The sequence below is a fragment of the Streptomyces canus genome (assembly GCF_030816965.1).
Lineage (GTDB): Bacteria > Actinomycetota > Actinomycetes > Streptomycetales > Streptomycetaceae > Streptomyces > Streptomyces canus_E.
Genome location: NZ_JAUSYQ010000002.1, coordinates 10,237,118 through 10,260,162, shown reverse-complemented (window position 1 = coordinate 10,260,162; position 23,045 = coordinate 10,237,118). Strand labels below are relative to the sequence as shown.

Below are 23,045 nucleotides of genomic sequence, written 5' to 3'. Positions count from 1 at the left end.
CCGGCGCCGCACCATCGGGGACATCAGTTCGCAAGGTGCCAGTCGCCCTTGCGCACCACAAGTACGCCCAGTGATTCGGGCTGGAGGCCGGAGTGCTCCTGCGCCGTGTTGCGGATCGGCCCGGACACTCCGTCGAAGCCGAGTGTCTCGATGGTGTCGCGCAGCTTCGGTCCGTCCGTGGTCCCCGCCTTGGCGATGGCGTTGCGCAGCATCAGGGCGGCGTCCGCCCCGAAGGAGGCGAACCCGGAGTAGTTCTGGTACTTGGCGGTGTACCGGGCCACCCATTCCTTCTGGGCACGGACGGTCTCGTCGTGTGAGGTCACGTCGCCGATCGCCAGAACCCGGGGGAAGACCATGTGGACGCCCTCTGCGGCTCCCTGAGCGCCCCTGACGAAGAGTTCCGCGCCGGCGCCGGCATCCAGATAGACGCCTCCGTCGAATTCCGCGTCCCGCAGGTTCTTGGCGATGATCCCAGCGGCCGGCATGACCGCCCACACGACCACGGCGTCGGGACGGTCGGCGACCAGCCGCTTCGCCTGGACACTCATGTCCTTGTCCTCCTGGCCGAACTGCTGCGTGCCGGTCACCTCGATGCCGGCCTTCTTCACCTGGGCCAGCACCGCGGCGCGGCCCTCCTGCCCATAAGGATTGTCGACGTTGAGCAGGCCGATGCTCTTCACCCCCTTCTTCTTCAGTGCGGCGAGCAGAACCCCGGCGTCCTGAGCGGGATTGGGCGAGATCTTGAAGGTGTACCGCCGTTGCGCCACCGGGCTGGTGATCGCCGTCGCCGAGGCCAGGGAGATCAGCGGTACCTTGCGCTTCTCCACAATGGTGGTGACCGGCACGGTGCACGCCGAACAGCCGCCCGTGATCACTGCCGCGACGTGGTCGTTGTTGATCAGGTCGTTGACATTGGTGATGTTCTGCGCGGGCTTGGTCTGGTTGTCCTTGACGATCAGCCTCAGCTTGCGTCCGCCCAGCAGGCCGCCCTGCTCGTTGATCGAGTCCACTTCGAGTTCGAGGGCCTTCTTGTACGCCGTGCCGATGCTCTGTGTGGGCCCCGACAGCTCCAGGCTGGCGCCGATCGCGATGTCGGCCCCCTTCCCCTGCCCGCCGCCCGTCGCGTCGTCCTTCTCCGACGCCGCGCAGCTGGTGAGCCCCAAGGCACCGACAAGAGCCGCCGCGGTCAGCGCCAACGAGGTACGTGTCCGGATCACTGTGTCTCTCTTTTCTGTGTACGAGCGGTCGCGGCAGGGGCAGGGCCGTCCTGCCGCACCCGAGCCGACCGCTCTCTGAGTACCGCCGACACGCCGCCCACCCCTCTGGGCAGGAACAGCAGGACGGCGATCAAAGCGATCCCGTAGACGATGATGTCGAAATTCCCGGTAGCGGACGGGAACACCTGCGGGATCAAGTCCTTGGACGCCTCGGAGAGCGTGATGATCACCAGAGCGCCGAGCGGTGCGCCCCACGGAGTGCGCAGTCCACCGACCGAGGCGATGACCAGCAACTGCACCGAGTTGAGGAGTCCTGCCTGACCGGGGTCCATGAAGGACGACCAATGGGCGTACAGACTGCCCGCGATCGAGGCGAGCCCGGCCGCGAGCGCCAACGCGCCACGGCGCAGAGTGGCGGCCGAGACACCGGCCGCCTCCGTCGCCACGGGGCTGTCGCCCAGGGCACCCAACGCATCGCCCGCGGGGGACCGTAGCAGCGCGTCCACGGCCAGCACGGCGACCAGCAGCACGCCGGCCACCAGGTAGTAGATCGAGAGGTCCGTGTCCAGCTCCACTCCGAACGGCGCCAGCGACGGGATCCCCGAGAGGCCGTCGGATGCGCCGGTCAGCGGCAGTTGGTTGGCCAGGGAGCTGACCACCAGACCGAACGACAGGGTCGCCAGGGCCAGGTACTGGCCCTGTGCCCGGAAGATGAACAACCCCACTGCGTACGCCACCCCCATGGCCAGGGCGGCCCCGGCAAGCAACGCGAGCAGGGCGTTGACCTGCCATCTGCCGGTGAGGACGGCAGAGGTGTACCCGCCGACGGCGAAGAATGCGGCCTGCCCGAGGGAGATCTGCCCGGCACGGCCGATGAGCGGTACCAGCCCCAGGGCCGCCGTGGCCTGAAGACACATCAGTACCGCCACCGACATCGTGTAGAAGGGCAGCCTCGTGAAGACGGCGGGCACGGCCAGCAGCAGCACGACGAAGGCCGCGTACCCGGCCGCACGGGAACCGAGCAGGGCGCGTGCCCTGTGCGACGTGTTCATACCCGCACCACCGACGGCCGGCGCAGCAGCCCAGTGGGCCGGAGCAGCAGCACCACGAGCAGCAGCCCGTAGGTGAGCGTGTCCTTGTACTCGCTGCTGAGGTATCCGGTGGTGTACGCCTCGACCAGTCCGACCAGCAGCCCGCCGGCCACGGCTCCCACCGGGGAGACGAGTCCGCCGATCACTGCCGCTGTGAAGCCCTTGAGACCGAAGGGAATGCCCACTGACGCGTCCGGCGGTTGCAGAGGAGCCAGGAACACTCCCGCCAGAGCGCCCAGCGCCGCGGCCCAGGTGAACGCCAGCAGGCTCATCCGGGCCGGCGAGACGCCCATGAGCCGGACCGTCTCTGGGTCCATGGCCGTGGCGCGCATCGCGGTGCCCCCCAGGGTCCTGGTGAGGAACGCCCACATCAGCACGACCGCCGCCGCGGTGGCCACCGCGCACCACAGGTATTGCCGGGGCACAATGGCGCCGAACACATCGAAGGCGTCTCCCGGGGAGAACGGCGGGACGAAGTGGGAGTCCGCGCCGAAGGCGAGCAGCGCCGCGCCCTGAAGAGTCACCGAGGCGCCGATCGTCAGGATGATCAGCCGTTCGCTGTCGGCGCCCCGTGCCCTTCTGATGACGATGAGGTCCAGCAGACCACCGACCGCGGCGGTGAACGCGATCGCGGTCAAGGTTGCCGCCCACAGGGGCATGCCCGCCTCGTACAGCACGGCGGAACCGAGCCCGCCGAGCATGACGAAGTCGCCCTGCGCGAAGTTGATCACGCCGGTGACCTGGTACACCAGGGCCACCCCGAGTCCGACCAGGGCATAGGTGGTGCCGGCTCCGAGTCCGGAGAGCGTGAAGTCGAAGAACTGCGACATGGGGGTCTACCGGGTTCCGATCCTGAGTGTGGGCGAGGCGGGTACGTTCATCCGGCGGGCCCTCCGAGGTAGGCCCGAAGGACCCTGGGATCCTTACGCAGTTGGTCCACGGGTCCCGAGGCCACGAGGTCGCCCCGCTCCATGAGGTGGCCGCGGTGTGCCACTCGGAACGCAACACTCGCGCTCTGCTCGACCAGGACCAGCGTGGTACCGCGCCCGGCCAGTTCCACGAGGGCGTCGGTCACCAGCCGGACCGCCTGCGGGGCAAGTCCCAGCGACGGTTCGTCCAGCAGCATCAGTTTCGGACGGCTCATCAGCCCGCGGCCGATCGCCACCATCTGCTGCTCGCCGCCCGACAGGGTGCCGGCGGGCTGTCGCCGACGGCCGGCGAGCGCGGGAAAGAGGTCGTACACCGCTTTAAGCCCGGGCGTGGCCGCTGCCCGCCCCGCCGCGTAACCACCCAGCCGCAGGTTCTCCTCGACGCTGAGCCCGGCGAACACGTGCCGGCCCTCGGGGACGAGCACCAGACCTGCTCGCGCCCGCCGTTCCGCAGACCAGTGGGTCACGTCCGTGCCGTCGAACTCGACGGTGCCCTGCCACGGGCGCAACAGACCCACGAGGGTACGAAGCAGCGTCGACTTGCCCGCGCCGTTGGGTCCGATCACGGTCACGGCCTGCCCGGCGTCCACCGCGACGTCCACGCCGTGCAGGGCCTCGATCCGGCCGTATCCGGACACCAGCCCGGTGGCCCGCAGCATTGCGGTCACCTCTCCTCGCCGAGGTAGGCGGTGCGCACCGCGGGATCGGCGGTGATCCGCTCGGATGTGCCGTCCGCCAGCAGTCGGCCGTGGTCCAGTACCACCACCCGGTCCGACACCGAGAGGACTGCGGCGATGTCGTGCTCGACCAGCAGTACGGTTACGCCTTCGGCGGCGATGTCGGTGAACAGTGACGTCAGATCGGCACTCTCTGCGCGGGCGAGACCCGCGAGGGGTTCGTCCAGGAGCAGGAGTGCGGGGTCTCCCGCCAAAGCCCTGGCGATCTCCACCCGGCGCTGAAGTCCGTAGGCGAGACTGTCCGCAGACAGATGTGCGTACTGGGCCATCCCCACTCTTTCGAGCAGTTCGTGGGCCGTGCGACGCTCGGCGGCGATCCGGCGCCTTGCGGAGGCCAGACCCAGAACGTGGCCCAGAGACAGGCTCAGGCTTCGGGCCGTGCGCGGCAGCATGACGTTCTGCAGCACGGTCAGCGAGCCGAAGATCTGGAGGTTCTGGAAGGTCCTGGTCACACCGAGGCGGGCGGTACGCACCGGGCCGACGCCTGTGATGTCGTGACCGTTGACGCGGATGGTGCCGGATGTCAGCGGCGTCACTCCGGACAGGGCATTCAACAGGGTTGATTTTCCAGCACCGTTGGGTCCGATCAGCCCGATCACACCGCCGCTGGAGTGCGAGAGCGTGAAGTCATCCACGGCCGTCACCCCGCCGTAGCGCACCGTGGCTCCGGACACTTCGACTGCTGTGTTCACCGGCCGCCTCGGCGGACACATATGACTGACACTTCTCTCCTCCACCTTGCCCGACCGGCGGCTGAAACGCCGTCAGCCTGAGTGTTCACGGCGCCACGCGACTCCGCGGAAGGTACGCATACCGACGCGCGCAACCGGCTTGGCGAGTACAGCTGTTGAAGAGAAAGACAGCTGTGGCACCTCGTTTGTGACAGCCTTTCCACGACATGACCGTCGGCGTCCTGCCCTCGTGCCTCCAGGTGCGGGAAAGCTGGATCCCGGGACGCCGGCGGCCACGGCCTTCGGTGCACGAGCTTCCGCTGTCGGAGCGGGGGCCGGGTTCGTCTTCGCCGGTACGACCACTGCCCCGGAGGGCGGCCGGTCGCGTCACGCAAGGAAGCCGACCGTGTCGCCGGGGCCTTCACGCTCACCCACTTCTCCTCTACTTCCTGCTTGGGCGTGGACTCGGGGGGCGTAGAGGGGATGTCAGCCTCCCGACCACGGCCCAACCAGTGTGGTGACCTGCGGATTCGCGAGCGGGCGCGGCACAGGTGCGGCCGGTTGGCGGCGGGGATGCCGACGGGGAGATGAGCCTGGTCGGCGGAGGTGTTGTCGCTTCGTGACCGTGGTCGGGTCGTGATGGCGGGCCTCTGTTCGGGGCCGGGCGCTGACCTTGCCGGTACGCGCGGCGCCGGGCAAGCCGGCACCGTACCGGACGGGAAGCGACGTGGTGATCGGCGTGGACGTGGGCGAGGGGGATCGGCTGACGCTGGCGGTGCTTGGCCTTGTTCACGAGAACCGGTTCTGGCTCAACTTCTGTGACGCGACCACGCCGAGTAGGGGGATCAGCTCGGAGATGGCCCAATCCGGTGGCGAGAACAGGCTGTCAGTTCTCCGCTACCGGCCGCTTGTCCAAGAACTGTTTCGCCGCCTCGATCGCTTCTCTGCTGAGTTCGTCGAAGGAGCTCACTCCGTGCGCAGCGCCCGAGCCGTCCCCGTCCGAGCCGCCCACCCCGCCGGCAGCAACGCGCCCGCCACCGCGATGACCACGCCGCCCAGGGCGAGCAGGACGAGCAGGACGAGCAGGACCAGGATGCCAGGACCGTGTACGTCGATGTCCGCGGCCGGGATCTCCGTGCCGGTCGAGCGGCCCATCCCCGGCAGGACGAGGTGGTGCAGGGCCACTCCGAGGGGTACGCCGATGGCGCCGGCCACCAGACCGGGGGCGGCCACGGAGGTGAGGGCCATGGTGACGGTCTGGCGCGGGCTCATCCCCAGCGCCTTGAACACCGTGAGGTCGTGGACCCGTTCGCGGGTGTCGAGCACCACCGTGTTGAGGACGCACAGGCAGGCCACGACCACGAGCATCGCCGTCAGCATCGCGATCAACGACTGCATCACCACGATGACGGTCGAGGTGCGGCTGTCGTCGGAGCTCGTGGCGACCCCGCCGACCTTCTTCACCTGGGTGTTGAGCCCGTCGAGGCAGTCGCCCTTGTCCTTGCCCGAGGCGAGGTCGACGGTGAAGTGGTCCAGCTTCACGTCCGGCACGATCTGTGCCACCGACGCGGCGTCGGCGCGTACCGCCATGCCCTGGTCGCCGAGGTCGAAGATCTCGCCGACCAGCTTCAGCCGTGCGCTGCGGTCCTGGTCGGTCAGCGTCACGGTGTCGCCGACCTCGGCCCCGGTGGCCTGCAGGAACCGGGCCGGCGCCACCGCCTCGCCGCGTGCGGAGAACCAGCGCCCCGACACCATCACCTGACCGGTGCCCTGGGCGTCACCCTCGTAGACCACGAGCGGTGTACCGCCCTTGACGCCGGCGACGCTCACAAAGGTCTTGCCGGTGCCGAAGTACGATTTCGTGGCGGACTGCGCCTTGATCGCCGCCTCGACCTTGGCCGGGTCGGCCGGCTTCACATCGTCCTGTGGACCCGTCGTCGTACCGGGCGCGCCGCGGCCGTCCTGGTCGTCGCGGGCCGTGGCGCCGCCGTCCGAGCGGGAGTCCGTCCCGGGCACTGTGCCTTCGTCGCCGCGCGTCGGCGCCTGGCGGTCGCCGACTCCGCTCTACTCCGGCGCGCCGGGCCGTCCCATGGTGCTGACGGTGACGTCACCGACCGAGTCCGGGTTGCCATGCGTCTGGATGGCGAGCAGCGAACTGCCCAGCCGCACCGCGAGGTGATCACGAGCGCGCCGAAGCCGACGGCCGCCGCGGTGGTCGCCGCCCGCGCCGGACGCCCGCGGTGTCGCGAGGCCGAGGCTGACGGAACGCGGCACCGGCAGCCGGGCCAGCAGCCCACGGACGTGGCGCCCGCGCCCCTCGCTCGGCGTGCGCCCGACGTTGATCGCCACCGCCGTACGCAGCCGGGCGGCGCGCATGGCCGGGCCCAGCGGCGCTCTCCCTGCGGCTCGCCGGGAACCACCCCGCTGCCGTTCCCGCCCGAGATCCACGCGGGCCCGTGCCGGCGCGAGGGCTTGGGGCGTGGACATGCGCCTGCGAGTACGTCGCCGACGAAGACCTGGGCACCGTGACCCGACGGTACGGCGGCCGGTTGCCCCCGGAACTGGCGGCAGACCTCGGTCGGTCCGCCGGGGCGGCGCCGGCCGGGCTGCACCGGTCTGGAGCCTGCTTGTGCCGCGGCCACCACGACACATAGACCAAACAGGCGTTCGAGTAGAGTGGCGGTGCGGTGCGCTTCCGACGGGTCGCGTCTGACCATGTTCCGCAGCAGCGGCCTTTGGACGACCGAGCCGTTCTCTGGACTCGCTCCCCGTTCGCTCGCTGTCCCTGGTTCCTCCTTTGTCGGTCGATCGAGACGTGCAATGGCCTGGGTCGCCCGGTCCGGGTGCGCGGACCAGAGGTCAGCACAGCCGGACCGGACACGGTGCTACCGGATCGTCGAGGACGTCCCGGCTCGGTGGCTACGGCCGGATGCCGAAGGGGCCGAGTTCGCCGAAGTCGATGCGCAGCGACTCGAGCATGACCATGGCGTTGTCGACGGTGAAGACGTCGGCGGCGGCGAGGACACCGGTGTACTTGGCCACGACAGGGGCTGCCGCCGTCGTGGCTACGGCGTCGAGGTACGTCTTGAAGATGGCCCAGGAGTTTCCGGTCGGCCCGTACTTCTCGTAGAAGGGGGTCGGGTCGACCGACGCCTCGGCGGCACGGGTACTGGCGAGGAGGTCGGTGACGTACTCCCTCTGGATCGTGGCATCGGCGCGGACGCCGAGCCGGCCGAGGTGACCGCCCACCAGGGTCCGCCAGGGATAGTTCATGGCGGTGTCATGTGCCTTGATCCAGGCGGGGATGTCCTGGGACGCGGCGAGGCCCTTGAAGGGGGCCCAGCCCGGGAAGAGCACGTCGACGACCATGAGCGTGGCGTAGTCGGGCGCGTAGACGAAGATGTTGTCGGGGGAATGGTTCGGCCCGTGGTAGGCCAGTTCGAGGCGCTCGCCGCCGACCCGGAGGACGTAGCGATCGTCGAACGTCACCGTCGGCGCCGGACGGTTGGGGTCGGCATCGATGCGCAGCAGCCGACGTGTCTCGGTGTGGCCGATGCGCACCACGTGCTTGCCGAACAGGGAGGCCGCACCAATGTGGTCCGCGTGGGAGTGCGAGTACACCAGGTGTGTAACCCGGGACGGCTTGCCGTTGGCGCGGGTGACCTCCTGGATGGCCCGCAGCAGGTTGTGCCCGAGCGTGGGCGGGGCATCGACGAGGACGACACCCTCCCCCGTCGTCAGGAACATGGCCTGGTAATAGGTGTCGGTGACCCAGTACAGGTTGCCCTTGATCTGTCCGACGAAGTAGCCGTCGGCGTTCATCGCGGGCCCGACCGAGGTGGCCGGGATCGGCGCGTAGTCCGGAAGGCGCGGCACGTCGCCCGCCGCGGCAGTGCCCGGGAAGCCCCCGAGCAGTGAGGCGACGGTCGGGACCGCGGCGGCGACCGACGCCCGCTTCAGAAGCGTGCGGCGGGACGTACCCGAACCCATGGGCTCAGCAGTCATGTTCTGTCCTTGTGAGCGTGGATCGTGAAGAGGGGCCGACTGGCGCTGTCACGACAGTCGTGCCGGTCAGGAGGAGTGGAACTCGACGACGACGCGATAGCTGGCGGGCTCCGACGTGATGTGGAGGCCCGGGTCGTCGAACAGGCGCTTGAGCGCGGCGTGCCACTCCTGATTGCCCGTGGCCTTGTCGAGTTCGGTGCCCGAGGACCACTCAGCAATGTGGACGAAGCGCGTCTCCGGGGCATCGGCCAGCGGCCGGTGCAGCCGGGAGCGAATGAATCCGGGCTGTGTCGACATGATTCGGGCGTTTTCCTGGTACGCCTCGGTGAAGTAGTCGGCCTCCTCCGCGGGCACGGTGTACGTCTTGATGAGGGTGACCGGGCCGGCGGTGTGGGTCTTCGATTTCAGTGAGTCACTCATACCCATTGAGACAGGCGACTCCTCGCCCCTGTGACCAACGGCCGAATTCTTTAACAGCGGATTACCTTGCCAAGATTTTCGTCCGAATTACTTCAGATCCAGCCAATGGTCCGCCATGGTGCCCGATGTCCGGTTCGTGGGGTTGGCTGAGGGTAGCGAGCGATTCTTCTGGGTGTGAGCTCCGAGGAACAGGACCGGATAAATTTTCCTACATATAGAATATTCATCAGCTACGTCTGTATAACTTCACCTTGTCCACATCCGACCTCAAGATTAACTCCCGCGGCATCCCTGATGCAGGATTGATTCGCTATACATCAGTGGCGGGCAGGAAAGTGGAAAATGTTTCCCTTCTCCTGCCCAGCGGTCGATGACGGAAGGAGTCCAAATCGTCCAAATCGATGTCCATGAAGAAATTCCTTACTGCAGGTGCCGTGGACGCGGCGATGCTCGCGCTTTCACTCGGTGCGGCCGGCGCGGAGACACCGCTGCGCCTGCTGGCACGAGCGAATCCCGAGCAGAAGCCGATGGGGATCCTGAAGTATTCCTGATCGCTAGAGCGCTGAAGGATTATGCCCTCCACCCTGCCTGAGTAAGGCTGACGTGAAGGTTTGCCGTCGAGCCGCCTATTGTCTCGGCGGCTTGGCGGTGCTTATGCGTCGTTACAGGAATGCATCCACGGGGGCGTGCATCTATATGATGAGAGCTGCGGATCATGGCGACCGATTAATCATATGGATCTGCAGACAGAAATCTACTCACCTGGTAGCGGGTATTCATCGTACCGAGGGCCGGGCGGACGCAGAAGAAGACCTCAACTCGGCGGTTCATAGACAATTCCGGGGAAGGAATCTGAGTCCGCTCCCGGCCATGGTGAAGCTATGAACATCTCAGCACAGGAGCCGCACTGCGGCAGGGCTGCTCCGCTCACCCGAAAGTGCGTAACACCCCCGGCCTCTGTGCCGGTGCCTACGAGCCGCCGGTCATGCGCGGCCGGCTTGCCGCTGTGCTGGTCGAAAAAGACGATGAGCCGCCGATGACTCCGTCGGCGTGACATCGCCGGGCAACCGCAACCGCAGACGGCCGTGTACGACTCTCCCCTTGCACATCCACCCACTGCTGAAGGAGACCCACGTGACCATCGCCCTTGACCACCACACGCCGCAGACCTTCGTCGACCCCTACGCCGCCGACCCGGCGAAGACCGCCTGGCCTGCTGCCGCAACCGGACAGGACACGGATCACCCGCTGCCGCCGCCCAACCCCTCCGAGCGCCTCAGCATCCTCATCCACCCCCGCGACCAGCACCGCCTGGCCCTGCACGCCGCACTGACCGCCGCCGGCATCCCGCCCCGCCCCGAAGACCGCGACGCCATCGACCAGCTCAGCGCCCTGCCCTCCAGCATCAACACCACCCTGCAACGCTGGCTGCACCACACGGCATGAACTCCGCCGTGGGATCGATACCGAGGTCGAGCGGCTCCGCTGCATCGGCGCTGCCGCTCCGGCGGCGCGTGACCCCGGCCGTCCGGACCGACTCGCGGTGTCCTCTCCGCGACCGGCGCGGACGGGCGCCGGCATCGCCGGGCCGCGCGGACGGCAGCTTTCGGCGCCCCACGGGACGGGCGCGTACCGGCGCCCCGTAGGGGCGTGGGCATCGGCGCGCTCTCCCCGCACCGACGCACGTGACCTTCGCCGCTACGGCGCCGATCCTTCCGGCAGCAGCGACCGGCTCGGTGGGCACAGGACCAGCAGGTAGGGCGCGGCGTTGCAGGTCCGCTGTCTTCGCGGCTCGGGAGGGCCGTCGCGTTTATGGAGCGTGCCTCCGTATACGGCCGACCAGGTGCTGTCGATCAGGCGCAGGCTCCGGTCGCACCGACCCGCCTGGGCCCCGGGAGCAGCCCGATGAGTGTCCTGCTGACCTGAGCGTTGTGCCTGCGGGAGCAGGCCGTAGCAACCTGAGGAGTCGCGTTCGCTGCAGCCGACGGCGAGGCCCGTTGGGGGCGGTCGTCGGTCAGCGCGCCAGGCGGAGATGCGCATGAGGAAGCTGATCAACTTTCGTGCAGATCCACAGGATGCATGCTGGGACGCTCGCCGGGCGGCGTGACCACCCGAGGTCTCGGGCAGGTTCACCATCTCCCCCGGAACGCTGAATCGGCCTGCATGACCAGCACCGTCACCGGCCAAGGCCAGCAACAGCCACGGAACGTCAGGTACCTGATGGAGCGTCACATACTCGCTCGGCGGCGAGGCGTACGCGGTCTCACGCGAGGTCGACTCCAGGACGATCGAACACCATCGTAGGCCTCCGCGACCGCTCCCCAGTGATCTGTACCAGAGCCGAATTTGGGCAGCACTTGTTGATCACCGAGCCGTGAAATGTCGATGAGATGAGCACTGACACCGCCCGGTGGCGGAGTCGATGGTCTCTCCTCAGCTATTTGGTGGGGGTGCTGTTCAGGATGCCCTTGGTGTTCTGTTGCCTCACCGGTCCGCGTCCTGTCGGCGAAGGCCGTCGAGGACAACGTTCATCAGAGGCCGTGCCGTTGATTCCCATTCATCTCGGTCCAGTCGGCCGAGGTAGGCGATGAGCAGGAGGACCCCGTGAGCCTCCACGTCCGTGCGGATGGACCCGGCCGCTTTCCCGGCGTCCAGCAGGTGTCCGAGGGCGCCCTCGATGGGGTTCCGGCTGTGGTCGACAAGGTCTTGCCATGCCGTCGGCTCAAGCACTGCCAGGACGCCGTACTTGATCTCGGCGTAGTCGATCAGTCGGTCGAGCCATTGGCGCAAGGCTTCCACGGGCTCGTGTTCCGCCAGCAGGGCGGAGGCGGCGGTCACGAGTTCTTCGACGTCGCGCCGGTAGACCTCTGCGAGGAGCGCTTCGCGGTTGGGAAAGTTCCGGTAGAGAGTTCCCTGTCCTACGCCGGCGCGCTTGGCGATCTCGTTGAGGTGGACATGGTGGGACTCGGCGAGGGTCGCGCGGGCGGCCTCGATGATGCGGGTTCGGTTCTGCACCGCATCCGGACGGCGTGCTGGCGCGCTCATAGGCACCTCTCCTGGCGTTTGACCTCAACAAGTGGACATGTGTCCGGTAGAGTGAAACACGCAGCGGACACGTGTCCACTTTACTCGGAGGCAGCAGTGCTTTCTCTTCACGGCAAGACCGTCGCTATCACCGGAGCGAGCAGCGGCATCGGCGAAGCCACGGCCCGTCTGCTCGCCCAGGGCGGCGCCGCGGTCGTCCTCGCAGCGCGCCGCAGCGAGCGCATCGACGCCATCGCGCAGGACATCCGGAAGGAGGGGGGTCGTGCTGCCACGTGCGTCGTCGACGTCACCGAGCCCCAAGACCTGCAGCGCCTGGTCTCCACCACCATCGACCAGTACGGCCGAATCGATGTGCTGGTGAACAACGCAGGCATTGCCCCGATCAGCCCGCTGGCCGACCTCGACACCGAAGGCTGGTCGGCCATGATCGATGTCAACCTTCGCGGCATGCTCAACGGCGTCGCCGCCGCGCTGCCCGTCTTCCGCGAGCAAGGAGCGGGCCACCTGGTCAGCATCGTCTCCGTGGCCGGCCTGTACGGCGCGTCCCCCTCGATGGCTGTCTACGCCGCGACCAAGAACGCAGTGCGCACCATCCACGAAGGGCTGCGCACGGAGTCCACTGACGGGGTACTGCGCACCACAGCCATCTCGCCGGGATACGTCCGCACCGATCTCGCCAGCTCCATGGCAGATCCGCAAATCCGCGAGCAGACGCGCAAGAACATGGACGCGATGGGCATCCCTCCGGCGGCGGTCGCCCGCGCAGTGGTCTTCGCCATCGAGCAGCCCGGCGACGTCGAAATCGGCGAGATCAACGTTCGCCCCACCGTGCAGGCGTGACACTTGCGCTTCGGCCGCATGTGCTTCCATCCAGAACTCCCGCTCGGGCAGCTGCCGATGTGCTCAGCCGCGTACGGATGAACGTGCTCAGGCAGTGCGGCGTGTCGTGACCGGGGCGACGGGGGTCGGCGCTCCACGCTTTGGCTGTGCGGTCGCTAGCCGAATGATCGGCAATAGGAGGTTGAGGCGCATGCTCGTTCTGAGCCGCTCGCAGGTCGAGTCCCTGCTCGACGTGGACGCGCTGATCGATGCCTTGTCGTCGGCGATGGCAGACCTCAGTGCGGGCCGTGCCTCGGTACCCGACCGTGTCGCCGCCCTGGTGCCCGAACACGATGGATTTCTGGCGGCCATGCCGGGCTTTTTGCCGTCGGCCGGGATGCTCATGACCAAGCTGGTGTCGCTCTTCCCCCACAACGACGGGGCACAGCTGCCTACCCATCAGGCGCTGATCATGGCCTTTGATCCGGACACCGGCGAGCCCACGGCCCTGTTGGACGGTACGGCCATCACCGCGGCCCGGACCGGCGCCTGCTCCGCACTGTCGGCGCGGCTGCTGGCCCGCGAGGACGCCGCGGTATTGGCGGTGCTGGGCACCGGCGTGCAGGCCCGCTCCCACGCCCACGCGATCTGCCGGGTTCGCCCGATCCGGCAGATCCGCGTGGCCGGCCGGGACCCGGCCAAAGCCGCTGCCCTGGCCGAGGAACTCTCAGAAGTACTAGAGGCCGACGCGCAGGCCGTGTCCGGCTACGCCGAGGCGCTCGACGGCGCGGACATCGCCGCCGCGACGACGCACACTGTCGACCCCGTGATCCGCCGCCCCTGGCTGACGCCCGGGGTGCACATCACGTCCGTGGGGTACAACCCGGCCGGCCGCGAGATCGACGACGCCACGGTCGCCGAGGCGCTGGTGTGCGTCGAATCCCGCCAGGCCGTCCTTGCCCCGCCCCCCGCGGGCAGCAACGATCTGCTCATCCCGATCCGCGACGGCCTCATCACAGCCGATCACGTGCACGCCGAGCTAGGGGAACTCATCGCCGGCAGCAAAGCGGGGCGCACTGCTCCGGACCAGATCACCCTCTACAAGTCCGTCGGAGTGGCCGTGCAGGATGCCGCCGCCACGGCCCTGGTCATCGCTTCCGCCCGCGAGCAGTCGATCGGTGAGGAGATCACGCTGCAGTGATGCCGGTACCAGCCCCGCCCGCCGGCCACAGCTGCGCGGCCGCGAGGCTCCAGCCGACAGCTTCCAGGACAGGACGTAAGCGGCACCGACCCTGCTGCCGCTCCCCTACCGGTCCTTCCACACGCGGCCGGAAGTCTCAGTACTGGTGCGGTACTCCTCGGGACGGGTGGGGGGGATGCGAGAGAGGGAGATACGACAGCAGTTGTCCACCTCCCTGGACGGCGCCCGGCCCTGCTGTCGATGCCGTAAGACCGCGGGGCCGCAGTGGGCAACCGGGGCGGTACACGCACAGACCGCCGCCATCGCCGTACGGGCCAGTGCGTTCCTGCGCTGCGCCGAACGCTGATCAGCGTCGTGTCAGGACCGGGCGGCCAGCTTGAGGGTGTCCTGACACCACTGGCGGAAACCGGTGGCGGTGGCACAGCCCGGGTCGCGGGGTTCGGCGTCGTAGATCCCGTTGTTCTGCGCCTCGACCATGTCCACCATGTCCTGCGCCAGTGCCGGGCTCGCGCCGCGCCGCACCATCGCGGCCTGGAAGTCCGCGAGCGGGACCTGACGGTAGTGGACGGTGCGGCCCAGGGTGTCGGATATGACCTCGGCCATGTCGTCGGGGGTCAGGTTGTCGGGGCTGGCCAAGGGGACGCGGGCCTGCCCGCTCCAGGAGGTGTCGAGGAGGAGCTCTGCCGCTGCGGCGGCGACGTCTCGGGTAGCGATGGTCGGCAGCGGCCGGTCTGCGGCGTTTGCCATGGAGAACGTCCCCTGCTCTGCCATAGCCGTGGCCTGGCGGAGCAGGTTCTCCATGAAAAACGGAAGGGCCAGCGCCCGGTAGTTCACGTCGGCGCCCTCGATCAGCTCGTCCATCGACAGCGCGGCCGACAGGAGCCCGGCCTCGCCCTGGTACCCGTGGCCCAGGGAGGTGACGCCCACCACCCGCACGCCCCGCCTCGCGGCCTCCTGGCCGGCAGACCGGGTGAACTCCAGGTAGTAGTGCTTGGCCCTGTCGGAATCGCGGAATCCGGCCGGGGGCACGAGCCAGAACATCCGGTCAGCGCCATCAAGCGCCTTTGTGATCGTGTCGGCGTCGCCGTGGGAGCCCTGCACCACCTCGGCGTGGACGCGCACGTGCGTCGACAGCCGGGAGGGGTCGCGGGCGATCACGCGGACCGCCTCCCCGGCGTCCAGAATGCGGTTCACGAGCTGTCGACCGATGTCGCCGGTGGGGGTGGTGATGACGATCATGATGTACCTCCGTGAGAGACGGTCGGCGGTGGAACCCCAGAGGGCGTTGCCGGCTTCCGAGTCAAGCTGGCGCGACTACGCACGTGAAGGACCAACCTGGTCGCCATTGATACCCTGGAGGTATGAGTGACCTCGAAGTGCGGCAGCTCCGATACTTCGTCGCGGTCGCGGAGGAACTGCACTTCGGACGGGCCGCCGTGCGGCTGGGCATGGCGCAGCCCCCGCTGTCCCGCACGATCCGGGAACTCGAACGGCAGCTCGGCGTTGTGCTGTTCGAGCGGACCACCCGGCAGGTGAAGCTCACCGCGGCCGGGGAAGTACTGGTGCGCGACGCCCGGACCGTACTGGAAGCGGTCACCGCCGCCGCCCACCGGGCAATACAGGCAGGCAGCGCATCGCCGCGGTTGCGAATCGCGCTCAAGGCCGACATCGACGGCGGTCTGCTGCCGCAGATTCTGGACACCTACGGCGCCGACGACGCGTCCCTGCCGCCGGAACTGGTCCTCGGGGGGTTCGGCGAGCAGCCGCAGGCACTGCGCGACGGCCTCGCCGACGTGGGACTCGTACTGCGCCCCTTCGACGACCGCGGCCTGGACAGCGAGCCGCTGCTGACAGAGCCGGTCCTGGTCGCCCTGCCCGCCGCCGATCCGTTGGCCGCCCGGGACCGGCTGTGCCTGGACGATCTGGCCGACCGCAAGCTCCCCGGCGGCTCTCCGGCCGGCCATGGCCGGCCCGTCGAGCACGCCCCTCAGTCCGGGGCGACGCGGCCGGCGTCGAACCTGTCGGAGATCTTCAGTCTCGTCGAGACGGGCAGCGTCGTGTTCTTCGCGCCCGCCTCGGTAGCCCGACGCTACGCGCGACCCGGCATCACCTACCGCTCGGTCAGCGACCTCCCGGACGCCACGCTGGCCGTCGCCTGGCCCCAGGACGCGCGCTCACCGGCCGTCGCCGCCTTCGTGCGCGCCGCCTGCACTGTCGCAGTCGCGCAGGACGCGCAGGCAGAACCCCTCGTGCAGAGCACCACCACCTGAGCCGCGTCCGCCTCAGCCCGGTGCCACACGCCCTCCCAGCGCACCAGCAGCTCCACACAGGCACCCCTCGCCGACTCGACCTGCGCGACCGCGTCCAAATAGCCGACTACGCCTACGACACGGCGTTGTCCGCCCTGGCCACAACCGCCGCCCCGGACGCAGGGAGCGGGCTCCTGGCCGACCAGGCGCCACGCACGACTCCGGCACCCGAGTCAACCTCCGAAGGGCTTGCGAACTCGACCACCTGGCGCTTCAGTTGGCACCGTGAGCGCTTGAGATGGCACCGGTACGGTCGCTGACGTGGTGCAGTGTGGGACCCCTTCCAGCTCCAGGTCAGCGCGCCGCATCAGCCGATCCGTAGTCCGGCACGCGCGCTCACGGCTGCGGCCAAAGGTCGATCACTACCTTGCCGCGAACATGTCGGGCCGCCTGGAGGTCGACGACCGCGCGGATGTCCTCGACGGGGAAGGTCGCTGCGACGGATACACGCAGGCGGTCGGCTGCGACAAGGCGCGCCATGTCCCCGAGAACATCTGACTGAGCGCTTCAGGTGGCGGACTTCGCCAAGTGCGCCGCTCAGTACGTGCCCAGGTGTCGCCGAACACCCGGTGACGCCGAAAAGCGCGAGCCGTTCGGTCACCGTCCAGGCATGATGCCCTCTGTGAACCATGTCCTGTGCGGACTGGCTGCCAATGCCGCCCTGCCGTCCGATCTGGTCGACCGGCTGATCGAGGTCGCGGACGCTGACATCGCCGCGAACCTCGCCTGTCGCGCGGATCTCAGCCATGCGCAGGCGCTTGCCCTGGCATCGCGCGTCGAGGAGAGCGCTGCCTGGCTTGCGTACGAGGGCCGGCTGACCACCGCCGACATCGATCCTGTGGCACAGCCGCACGCCGCCCTCGCCTTGCTCTGCGAGCATGTTGACAGCCCGGAATGGGCGCGTCTCTTCGCGGCAGATCCACTCGTCGAGCGCCGGGAGAAGCTGGCTGCCTGTCCCCGTCTCCCGTCCGACGTGGTGGAGACGCTCGCCGCTGACACGAACGTACGGGTCGTTGCGGAGCTCGCCTTGTGGACTACGCCTGGAGTCGCCGCGAGGCTCGCGAGGCATCCGCACGCCGAGGTACGCCGCGCAGCAGCAGCCAACCAGGCGACGCCCCCACCCCTGCTGGCGGCACTGCTCACCGGCGAGGACCTGCCCCCCGCGCTGCGATGCCTGGTCTGCGACCGCGAAGAGACGCCGTTCGTGCACGACCCGCAATGCCCGCGAAACGACTGCGATCTACTGCCGGGTGACTCCTGTGACGGCACCCACGAGTCCACCGTGCACGAGACGCAGCGGATGGCACTGCAGAACCCGGCCACACCCACCGGTGCCGTCGTCCGCTTCGTCAATCACCCTTCTCCGCTGCTTCGCTGGGCACTCGCCGCTCGCTGCGACCTGCCGTCGGAGGTGTACGGACAGCTCGCCATGGACCCCCACGCCGGTGTCCGAGCCGACCTCGCCGGAAATCCCGCGATCCAGGACGCTCTCATCCGAGCGCTGGCCGGCGACCGTGGCCACGATGTGCAGCGCAGGCTCGCCCACAATCCGCGCGTGCCGCTCGACGTGCTCATCCGCCTGGCCGGCACCACCAGGATCGGCGCAACCCTGCTGCCGCGGATTGCCGCCGCTTCTCCCGCCGAGGTTGAGGAGCTGGCCAAGTCGCCGGAACCGGCCGCACGGATGCTCGTGGCTCAACGACGCGATCTGCCGACCGGAATCCGAGACGCGCTGGCCGCCGACCCCGACGCGAAAGTGGTCAAGTCCATCGCTTCGCACCCAGGCCTTTCCGAACCGCAGTTGCGCGCCATGGTCGACCGGCACGGAGTCCGCGTCATCGCCAAGGTTGCGGCCAACCCGGACGCGACTCCGGCACTGCTGGAGGATCTGACCCGGCAAGAACCCCCGGTACAAAAAGCGTTCCGCGAGGTCGCCCGGCACCGCAACGCGACGGGCCCGGCGCTGCACAACTGCTTGGCAGACAGGCGGGCGCGGCCCTGTGCCGCCAGTCATCCGGCCCTTCCGCCGCAAGTCATCGCGGAGCTGCTCACCGACACCGACCGGCAGGTGGCTGAAGCCGCAGCCGCCAACCCGTCGCTGCCCCTCGCCGTGATGTCGGATCTCGTGCCCCCGCTGTAATGGCTCAGCTCGCCGGTTGAAACGCTCAGACCCGCCAACTCAACTGCTCACCCGCCGGCTGAAGCGCTCAGTCACACTGCCTGGGGCGGAGCGCGTAGTTGGCGGATGAGTGCTCTGCTTGGCGGAGCAGAGCATTCTGGTTGGCGGGCCCGGCATCCTCCTCGTCGGGACCGGAGGTGGCCTGTCCCAGGCCCCGGCGGATCGCGATCTCCACGGGTGAGTACACGCCGTCGGCCCGCTCCAGTTCGTATGGCGCCGCCGGCATCAGCGGCGGCTGGGCCATGAAGCGCGGCCGCGCCCCGTGGTGCGGCTGTGCCGCGTGGACCAGGAACGGATGGCACAGGAAGACATCACCCAGGGAACCGGTGGCGAGGGCGAGCGGCCGGTGGGCGGATGCCGCTACGAGGTCAGGCGCGACCGCCAGGCCGCTCACGCCCTCCTCCCCGTACGGCTCCAGCACCTTCGGCACGTCGAGGTGGGAGCCGACCCGGATTCGAGTGGGGGCGTCCCTTTCCCCCACCTCGCTGAACAGAAAGAGCATCAGCAAGGCTCTGCCGCGTGAGCGGAGATTGGTGAAGGGCCAGGTCTCGCCCTCCACCGCATAGCTGCCCTCGATGTGCCAACACGCGTCGTCGGGCTCCTGCTCGTGCGGGAAGCGCAGCGGGAAGGTACCGAGCGAGTAGCGCGGCTCCCACCGCCCGGCGCCGACCAGCAGGTCGTACGCCCGGTGCAGGGCCGGGGAATTGGGTGCGGCGGCGAACGGTCCCTGTGCCATCCCGCCGACCCAGTGCACGGGCTGCGTCCACGTCTCCGGATCGTCCGGGTCGCAGCCCGTCTCCCGCCACAGCAGCCGCGCGCAGCTCGCGGCCACGCGGGGCGCGACAGCGCCCTCCAGCTTGACGAAGCCGTCGCGGAGGAACCGGGTTACCAAGGTCGTGTCGTCCATGCCTCCATCGTGCGACGCCGCCCGTCCCGGTCACCCGACACTTGCCGCACCGCTTTTCTCGGGTGCGGCGTGCAGGGTCAAGCCTGATTGAATCGATGGTCGGGAACTTGGAGGCGAGCGTGCTGGAGCGGCTCAATCAGGCCATGGAGCACATCGAGCGGCAGCTTGACAGCTCCGTCGACGTAGGCGAGTTGGCGCGGATCGCGGCCACCTCGGAGTACCACCTGCGGCGGATGTTCTCGGCGCTTGCCGGCATGCCGCTGTCGGAATACATCAGGCGCCGGCGGCTGACCGTCGCGGGCGCGGAGGTACTGGCCGGTGAGCGGACGCTGCTGGAGATCGCGGTGCGGTACGGCTACGGCTCGGGCGAGGCATTCGCTCGGGCGTTCCGCGCGGTGCACGGCGTCGGCCCCGGCGAGGCACGGCGCACCGGCGCGGCGCTCAGCTCACAGCCCCGGATGACCTTCCGTCTCATCATCGACGGGAGCAGCAGCATGCGCTACCGCGTCGTGCACAAGCCGGAGTTCAGCGTCGTCGGAGCGAAGGCCCGGGTCCCGCTCGTGCACTCGGGGCCGAACCAGGCGATCATCAATTTCGTCCGCGGGATCGGCGAGCAGGCAAAGGAGTTGCTGGAGAAGCTGTCCGACCAGGAGCCGCACGGCATCCTCGCGGTCTGCGACGACCTCGATCCCAGCCGGGCGGAGGGCACCGACCTCGACTACTACCACGGCGTCGTCACCTCGGCGTCCGCGCCGGACGGCATGGCCACGCTGCCCGTGTCGGCCGGGACATGGGCAGTCTTCACCACCTCGGGGCCGGCGCCGGAGGCGATCCAGGCACTGTGGCGGGATGTGTTCACCGAGTGGTTCCCATCGAACCCGTACCGGAGCCGCCCCGGGCCGGAGATCCTTCGTACCCGGATGTCGGCGGACGGCAGCGAGGCGGATGCCGAGCTGTGGCTGCCGGTGGAACGGGAGACCAATTGAGTGGAATCCCTCCCTGGCGGCCCTGCTCGCCGGGGTCCGGCGTGCTGGTCCCGGCGAGAAGGCGGACAGCCATCCGGCCGCCGACCAGAACGCTCAGCTCCGCCAAGTACAGTGCCCATCCGCCAACCAGCGCGCTCAGTCACAGGTGCGGAAGGACGATAGTTGTCACCGGCGGAGCCTGATGAGCTGGCGAACGGGGCCGGTCGCAGCAGCCTGGTTGTCACAAGCAAGGCACGCGGCTTGTCACATGATGCCCATCAACAGCTTTTCTGTCACCAGAAACGAGCCTGGGAGCCCCCAGCTCTCAGCCTTCCGGGTGCGGCGGTGCGGAAGGCAGCGGAGAGAGCGACCAGCGGACGGGGTTGCCGTCGGGACCGTCGGTGAGCCAGGAACCGTCGCGCAGGGGCACCAGTTCGTACGGGTTGGTCACCTCGACAGTGATCTCGGCGCTGAGCGTGCCAGTCCGCACGTCAATCAGGTGGCAGCGGATCCACTCCTCCTCGTCCTGGCCCTCACCGCCCAGCGTGGTCGTTGACGAGGTCGGCACGGCGGCGGACGAAAGTCTTGTGGTCGGCGGCTCTCTCGTCGCCTGGCCGGAGCACGGGGACAGCCAGGGGCCCACCGTGCTCACCGCGCCTTCGGCAATGCCTCCAGGGAGCGGCGCTCCTCCCCCGCGCCGCGGCCGGCCACACGCCACACCGGCTCAGCGGGCCCGTGCAGGGTCAGCTGTGCCGGCGGGGTGGTCGCCACGATGATCCGGTAGTCCACGCCGTGGACGTGCCGGGCGCGCTGGTGGAAGGCCGCTTCCCGGGTGGCCGGGGCAGCGCGGCGGAGCCGGGGCGAAGACGAACAGCACCGGCGGGGAGGGCCGGTCCGGGGACGGCCGCGTAGATCTCCTGACAGTGAGAGCGCGGGGCCCGGGCGGCGTTGCCGCGACCGCCCGCCGGTGCGTTGCGGTAGGCGTCGTAGCGCTCCAGCTTCGCGACCATGCGGGCGTAGACACCTCAGCCGCTTATCGCGTCAAGTTGGGTGTCGGGATCGGTCGAACAGGCTTGTGCTCCTTCTCCGTGAAGGCGTGGGACGATCGGGACTTGGCGAGTCCTGATCCCGCGTTGCGCCGTCCCCTCCTGATGGAGGCGCTCACCGTGTTGGCGGCGCCTGCGCCGGCCTGGACGGCATGACTGGAGAAACACGGCGTCGTGACGGACTAGATCGCCCTCGACTTCGATCACGCGTTCCGCATGGCCGAGCGCCTGGTCGAGGAGGGACTCCTCAGCTGTGGTGCACTACCTGACCTGCGGATGATCGGCTCGATCTTCGACACACGATTGACTCACCGTCGATCAACTCCGCTCTTGCGCACCGAATCCCCTCATACGCACCGGATTTGAACCCTGTCGAGGGCGTCTGGTCGCTGTTGCGGCGCGGACCGATGGCCAACGTTGCCTTCACCGACGACGAACACCTCGAACGCACCCTCCGCCATGGCTTACGTCATATCCAACTCCGGCCCGACCTCACCGACGGCTGCCTGGCCGGCACCGGACTCACCCTCATCCACCGGCCGACCAGTCCGAAGACCTCAGCAACCCGGGAATTCCGAGCGACCGCCGTCCTCGCCGTGCGGGGACACTGCGCTCCCGCACGGCGGTCTACCGCGGTGCTACGGCTTGATGCCCACTCCGGTCCACAGGCTGACTTCGGCGTCCGAGGCGGTGGATTCCTCGTCGGCGCGCCAGCGGTGTCCGACCGTGACCCCGGGGTCGAGCAGGTCGAGGCCTTCGAAGAACCGGGCGACCTCCGCCTGGCTACGGAACTGCACCGGCGTGCCCGCGTTGGTGTAGATGTCCGTGACCTTCTGCCAGGTCTCCGGGTCGAAGTCGGGCGTGCAGTGGCTCAGGGCCAGCGCGCTGCCCGAGGGAAGCTCGGCCAGCAGGCGGCTGACGATGCCGTAAGGGTCCTGCGCGTCCGTGACGAAGTGCATGAGTGCGTTGAGGGACAGTGCCACCGGCAGACGCGTGTCCAGGACCTCGGCCAGTTCCGGCGCGTTCAGCAGCGCGTCCGGGTTGTTGACGTCGGCCTCGATGTAGGTCGTGCGGCCCTCAGGCGTGTTGCGCATCAGGCGCTCGGCGTACCTGAGGACCAGGGGGTCGTTGTCGGCGTAGACCACGCGAGCCTCGGGGACCACGGACTGCGCGACCTGGTGCAGGTTCGGCTCGGTGGGGACGCCGGTGCCGATGTCGAGCCACTGGCGGATGCCGTGTTCGCGGGCGAGGACGCGGGTGGCGCGGTGCATGAAGGCACGGTTCTCGCGGGCGCACGTGAAGATGCCGGGGTAGGCCGCCGCGACGGTCTCGGCGGCCTGCTTGTCGACGTCGAAGTGGTCCTTGCCGCCGAGGTAGTAGTCGTACATCCGGGCGGAGTGGGGCCGGCTGGTGTCGATCTCCCGCGCGGCGTGCGAGTTGGTCATCCTGTCCATACCTTTCGGTGCTGTGCGTGGGGGTTTCGGGCAGCTGGTGGCCGGGGGCC

Annotated in this window: 22 protein-coding genes and 2 pseudogenes; 8 read left to right on the top strand and 16 right to left on the bottom strand. The window is 68.8% G+C overall.

Annotated elements, in window-relative coordinates; genetic code table 11:
• Nucleotides 1–23: 23 nt before the first annotated feature.
• The 9 genes from QF027_RS48090 to QF027_RS48050 form a co-directional block, all read right to left on the bottom strand.
• Nucleotides 24–1,217: an ABC transporter substrate-binding protein gene (locus QF027_RS48090; RefSeq protein ID WP_307081982.1), complete on the bottom strand. Its 1,194-nt coding sequence runs from the start codon at nucleotides 1,215–1,217 to the stop codon at nucleotides 24–26.
• Entirely contained in the window at nucleotides 1,214–2,269 is a 1,056-nt protein-coding gene (locus QF027_RS48085) for a branched-chain amino acid ABC transporter permease (protein WP_307081979.1), read from the bottom strand. Before QF027_RS48085 ends, QF027_RS48090 begins: the two co-directional genes overlap by 4 nt.
• The gene (locus tag QF027_RS48080; RefSeq protein ID WP_307081977.1) at nucleotides 2,266–3,138 is read right to left on the bottom strand and encodes a branched-chain amino acid ABC transporter permease; all 873 of its coding nucleotides are present in this window, start codon (nucleotides 3,136–3,138) and stop codon (nucleotides 2,266–2,268) included. The genes QF027_RS48085 and QF027_RS48080 overlap by 4 nt, the downstream gene beginning before the upstream one ends.
• A gap of 47 nt (nucleotides 3,139–3,185) precedes the next feature.
• Complete coding sequence (locus QF027_RS48075) at nucleotides 3,186–3,905, bottom strand: ABC transporter ATP-binding protein (protein WP_373430908.1); 720 nt, start codon at nucleotides 3,903–3,905, stop codon at nucleotides 3,186–3,188.
• Complete coding sequence (locus QF027_RS48070; RefSeq protein ID WP_306972494.1) at nucleotides 3,902–4,648, bottom strand: ABC transporter ATP-binding protein; 747 nt, start codon at nucleotides 4,646–4,648, stop codon at nucleotides 3,902–3,904. The genes QF027_RS48075 and QF027_RS48070 overlap by 4 nt, the downstream gene beginning before the upstream one ends.
• 963 nt (nucleotides 4,649–5,611) lie before the next feature.
• Nucleotides 5,612–6,661: an ABC transporter permease gene (locus tag QF027_RS48065; protein ID WP_307081975.1), complete on the bottom strand. Its 1,050-nt coding sequence runs from the start codon at nucleotides 6,659–6,661 to the stop codon at nucleotides 5,612–5,614.
• A gap of 48 nt (nucleotides 6,662–6,709) precedes the next feature.
• Nucleotides 6,710–7,132, bottom strand: coding sequence for a hypothetical protein (locus QF027_RS48060; protein ID WP_306972498.1), 423 nt, complete (start codon nucleotides 7,130–7,132; stop codon nucleotides 6,710–6,712).
• Nucleotides 7,133–7,564: 432 nt separating this feature from the next.
• Nucleotides 7,565–8,650, bottom strand: a complete 1,086-nt coding sequence (locus QF027_RS48055) for an MBL fold metallo-hydrolase (RefSeq protein ID WP_307081973.1) — start codon at nucleotides 8,648–8,650, stop codon at nucleotides 7,565–7,567.
• Between the two features lie 66 nt (nucleotides 8,651–8,716).
• Nucleotides 8,717–9,070: an antibiotic biosynthesis monooxygenase family protein gene (locus QF027_RS48050; RefSeq protein WP_306972500.1), complete on the bottom strand. Its 354-nt coding sequence runs from the start codon at nucleotides 9,068–9,070 to the stop codon at nucleotides 8,717–8,719.
• Between the two features lie 401 nt (nucleotides 9,071–9,471).
• Here QF027_RS48050 and QF027_RS48045 point away from each other — a divergent pair, with 401 nt between their 5' ends.
• Together QF027_RS48045 and QF027_RS48040 are read left to right on the top strand one after the other, a co-directional pair.
• The gene (locus QF027_RS48045; RefSeq protein WP_307081971.1) at nucleotides 9,472–9,621 is read left to right on the top strand and encodes a hypothetical protein; all 150 of its coding nucleotides are present in this window, start codon (nucleotides 9,472–9,474) and stop codon (nucleotides 9,619–9,621) included.
• Nucleotides 9,622–10,204: 583 nt separating this feature from the next.
• Nucleotides 10,205–10,516, top strand: a complete 312-nt coding sequence (locus QF027_RS48040; RefSeq protein WP_307081968.1) for a hypothetical protein — start codon at nucleotides 10,205–10,207, stop codon at nucleotides 10,514–10,516.
• Between the two features lie 1,038 nt (nucleotides 10,517–11,554).
• On the opposite strand, the gene QF027_RS48035 is transcribed toward QF027_RS48040, so the two are convergent.
• A complete protein-coding gene (locus QF027_RS48035) occupies nucleotides 11,555–12,115 on the bottom strand; it encodes a TetR/AcrR family transcriptional regulator (RefSeq protein ID WP_307081966.1) in 561 nt (186 codons plus the stop codon).
• A 96-nt stretch (nucleotides 12,116–12,211) separates the two neighbouring features.
• Here QF027_RS48035 and QF027_RS48030 point away from each other — a divergent pair, with 96 nt between their 5' ends.
• Together QF027_RS48030 and QF027_RS48025 are read left to right on the top strand one after the other, a co-directional pair.
• Nucleotides 12,212–12,955: an SDR family oxidoreductase gene (locus QF027_RS48030; protein ID WP_306986415.1), complete on the top strand. Its 744-nt coding sequence runs from the start codon at nucleotides 12,212–12,214 to the stop codon at nucleotides 12,953–12,955.
• Between the two features lie 190 nt (nucleotides 12,956–13,145).
• The gene (locus QF027_RS48025) at nucleotides 13,146–14,135 is read left to right on the top strand and encodes an ornithine cyclodeaminase family protein (protein ID WP_307081964.1); all 990 of its coding nucleotides are present in this window, start codon (nucleotides 13,146–13,148) and stop codon (nucleotides 14,133–14,135) included.
• A 357-nt stretch (nucleotides 14,136–14,492) separates the two neighbouring features.
• On the opposite strand, the gene QF027_RS48020 is transcribed toward QF027_RS48025, so the two are convergent.
• Entirely contained in the window at nucleotides 14,493–15,374 is an 882-nt protein-coding gene (locus QF027_RS48020; RefSeq protein ID WP_306972513.1) for an NmrA family NAD(P)-binding protein, read from the bottom strand.
• 122 nt (nucleotides 15,375–15,496) lie between these two features.
• Between QF027_RS48020 and QF027_RS48015 the strand changes: the two genes are divergently transcribed.
• Entirely contained in the window at nucleotides 15,497–16,405 is a 909-nt protein-coding gene (locus QF027_RS48015; RefSeq protein WP_307081962.1) for a LysR family transcriptional regulator, read from the top strand.
• A 375-nt stretch (nucleotides 16,406–16,780) separates the two neighbouring features.
• Here the strand turns inward: QF027_RS48015 and QF027_RS48010 are convergent, their stop codons facing one another.
• Nucleotides 16,781–16,924: a zinc-binding dehydrogenase gene (locus QF027_RS48010; protein ID WP_306972517.1), complete on the bottom strand. Its 144-nt coding sequence runs from the start codon at nucleotides 16,922–16,924 to the stop codon at nucleotides 16,781–16,783.
• Between the two features lie 142 nt (nucleotides 16,925–17,066).
• Between QF027_RS48010 and QF027_RS48005 the strand changes: the two genes are divergently transcribed.
• Nucleotides 17,067–18,584, top strand: a complete 1,518-nt coding sequence (locus QF027_RS48005) for a hypothetical protein (RefSeq protein ID WP_307081960.1) — start codon at nucleotides 17,067–17,069, stop codon at nucleotides 18,582–18,584.
• A gap of 67 nt (nucleotides 18,585–18,651) precedes the next feature.
• On the opposite strand, the gene QF027_RS48000 is transcribed toward QF027_RS48005, so the two are convergent.
• A complete protein-coding gene (locus tag QF027_RS48000; protein WP_307081959.1) occupies nucleotides 18,652–19,530 on the bottom strand; it encodes a phytanoyl-CoA dioxygenase in 879 nt (292 codons plus the stop codon).
• 119 nt (nucleotides 19,531–19,649) lie between these two features.
• Between QF027_RS48000 and QF027_RS47995 the strand changes: the two genes are divergently transcribed.
• Nucleotides 19,650–20,516: an AraC family transcriptional regulator gene (locus tag QF027_RS47995; RefSeq protein ID WP_306986416.1), complete on the top strand. Its 867-nt coding sequence runs from the start codon at nucleotides 19,650–19,652 to the stop codon at nucleotides 20,514–20,516.
• 304 nt (nucleotides 20,517–20,820) lie between these two features.
• Here the strand turns inward: QF027_RS47995 and QF027_RS47990 are convergent.
• Both QF027_RS47990 and QF027_RS47985 read right to left on the bottom strand, forming a co-directional pair.
• Nucleotides 20,821–21,045 (bottom strand): annotated as a pseudogene (locus QF027_RS47990) (hypothetical protein); the annotation flags it as partial.
• A 98-nt stretch (nucleotides 21,046–21,143) separates the two neighbouring features.
• Nucleotides 21,144–21,284 (bottom strand): hypothetical protein, encoded by a 141-nt coding sequence (locus QF027_RS47985; RefSeq protein WP_307081957.1) that lies wholly within the window; start codon nucleotides 21,282–21,284, stop codon nucleotides 21,144–21,146.
• A 595-nt stretch (nucleotides 21,285–21,879) separates the two neighbouring features.
• Between QF027_RS47985 and QF027_RS47980 the strand changes: the two are divergent.
• Nucleotides 21,880–22,071 (top strand): annotated as a pseudogene (locus tag QF027_RS47980) (IS630 family transposase); the annotation flags it as partial.
• 108 nt (nucleotides 22,072–22,179) lie between these two features.
• Here the strand turns inward: QF027_RS47980 and QF027_RS47975 are convergent.
• The gene (locus QF027_RS47975; protein WP_307081955.1) at nucleotides 22,180–22,986 is read right to left on the bottom strand and encodes an SAM-dependent methyltransferase; all 807 of its coding nucleotides are present in this window, start codon (nucleotides 22,984–22,986) and stop codon (nucleotides 22,180–22,182) included.
• Nucleotides 22,987–23,045 lie beyond the last annotated feature (59 nt).